Source organism: Acidiplasma aeolicum, assembly GCF_001402945.1.
Taxonomy (GTDB): Archaea; Thermoplasmatota; Thermoplasmata; order Thermoplasmatales; family Thermoplasmataceae; genus Acidiplasma; species Acidiplasma aeolicum.
The window spans coordinates 1-2,249 of record NZ_LKBG01000088.1; the positions used below are offsets into that span (position 1 = coordinate 1).

The 2,249-nt window shown below is 34.3% G+C and carries 2 protein-coding genes; one reads left to right on the plus strand and one right to left on the minus strand.

Features of this window, described 5'->3' with window-relative positions; all coding sequences use genetic code 11:
• Positions 1–154: 154 nt before the first annotated feature.
• Complete coding sequence (locus AOG54_RS02645; RefSeq protein ID WP_054963868.1) at positions 155–772, minus strand: diphthine--ammonia ligase; 618 nt, start codon at positions 770–772, stop codon at positions 155–157.
• A gap of 113 nt (positions 773–885) precedes the next feature.
• Between AOG54_RS02645 and AOG54_RS02650 the strand changes: the two genes are divergently transcribed.
• Positions 886–2,139: a glycosyltransferase family 2 protein gene (locus AOG54_RS02650; RefSeq protein WP_055032374.1), complete on the plus strand. Its 1,254-nt coding sequence runs from the start codon at positions 886–888 to the stop codon at positions 2,137–2,139.
• The last annotated feature ends 110 nt before the right edge of the window (positions 2,140–2,249 follow it).

A 2,249-nucleotide genomic window follows, 5' to 3' on the forward strand; every position in this document is an offset into this window, starting at 1 on the left:
GATACACATAGTGAATTCACTTCCAAAGACAAGGTCAGGAAAGATAATGAGGAGGCTTATAAGGTCCGTTTATCTTGGTGAAGAATATGGGGATACAAGCACCCTGGAAAATGAGGCCTCATTAAATGATATTAAGAGCATAAAGATCAGATGATTATTCAAATATTAAATAACCACCAGAATTTCTCCATACCATATGTTTTCTTTCTGGAAGCACTGTTTTATTGGAAAGACCAAAAACAAAGGATTCATACTCGCCTCCCTCGCCAGCTATATTTATTCCATATTTTTTGTGCAAATCCTTTAAATGCTGTAAATATTCATTATTAATTTCCTTGCCCAGATCATTTTGTGTGAAACCCTCGGCTGATACTGAAACAATCATTGCCCTTATATTCCTTAATAAAAGTTCATTTATTACCGTTTCCTGATCAAGGCGCCATAAGGGCGAGTATACTATAACATTATTTTTATAACAATTTTTTTCAATTCTTGTTTTTTGGTAATCAGATGCAATTGCCCCTGTAACGAGTGCCAAATTCTCAAGGCTACCAAGATAATCCTCAAACTCTTCCTCCCTAATGTATTTTATTTTAATTCCAAGAAGGGATGCAGCATGCCGTGAATTCTCTGCATTTGGATAATGAAACATCATTGAATATTCCTCCGGTATTATTGTAATTCCATACTCTATTTCATATCCCTGTTCAAGGGCAATCATTGCTGAAAGGAAGGAGTCCTTGCCTCCTGAAAATAGTGAAACTGATCTCATAAAGGCTGATTATATTCATGCTGATAATATTATTGTTAATATTAAAAAGCAAGAAAAACAATTAGTAAGCAAAAAAGTATTAATATTAAGATAAAATTTAAAGGTGTGAGGCTGTGAGGTTCATATATATTTATTTAATTTTAACAATTCTTGCGATTCTATCATTTATTTATTATGTTTTAAATGTTTATTATGCAGAGAAATACAGACCTGAGATAAGCAATAAAAAGCCTGATATTTCTGAGGCAACCATATTAATTCCGGTTTATAATGAGGATGAAAATATTTTTAGAAATGTCTTAAGGAGTGTTAAATCACAGGGAGTAAAATTCATTGTGGTCGGTGATGCGTGCAATGAACCATATAAATCCATAACAGAGGAATACGGAGGTAAATTCATTCTTCTGGAACAGCACGGTGGAAAAAGAGCCGCCATGGTGGAGGGAATCAAACATATAAATACAAAATATGTTATGTTTCTTGACAGTGATACAGAACTGCCAGATAATGCAGTGTATGATGTTCTTAAATATTTTAATAAGAATGTTGGTGGCGTTAGTGTTAATATCAGGATTAGAAATAATGGAAATAAAATATCATATGCATCAGAATTTATAGAAAGAACTAGGGAGATAGTATTCAGGGCAATGTCATACCATGGAAGTATAATGATAGCGGTGGGCAACTGTGCTACATATAAAACGGGTATAATCAAACCGTTTTTGCTATCAGATGAATTCAAAAATAAGCATGTGATGGGCAGAAAAACCGTTCTTGGTGATGATATTCAGATAACCAGTTACCTTATTAAAAATGGCTATAAGGTTGTTAAGGATTACAACGTTACAGTAGAGACATCAGCTCAGGACAATTTTAAAAAATTTATTCATCAGCAAATCAGGTGGGCAAAAGATGGATGGTACTACTTTTTTAAAAATCTTTCCAACGGTACAACAAAAAAGGCCGGGTGGTTCTATGCATTTAATGTGCTTTATTTATACATAGTGCCTGTGGCCGGTTTCCTCTTATTGCTTTACAGGCTTTATTTTATGACCATACATTTTGGATATTATGATTCATTAACCCTGCACAGGTTTTTAAGACACATTATGTTCCAGATACTTCCACTGGAGCTGACACATAAAATTAGAAATCCAGCGGTGATATTTTATGCTCTTAACAAACTCTTTATAGATTTTCTTGGAATAGCTGGTAACTCTATATTTGTTATGGCTGTAATGGCAAGGGTACCAAAGGAAAGGCTTAGAACAATATCATATGGTGCTCTTGGAATCCTGATAATGTTCTTTGCGAATCTTTATGGACTTTTAACATTCTGGAAGCAATCAAAATGGGCAACAAGATAAAATGATATTCCCTAAGGGCATAAATTACATCCAGTTCAGGTCCACTGTTTTTTATGTGAGCTACCTCATGCCAAGGCAATGAGGCTTCCTGATTCATCGACCACACTTAT

Excerpts from the sequence above, each read along its gene's own strand:
- AOG54_RS02645 (WP_054963868.1), bottom strand. The coding sequence starts at position 772 with ATGAGATCAGTTTCACTATTTTCAGGAGGCAAGGACTCCTTCCTTTCA.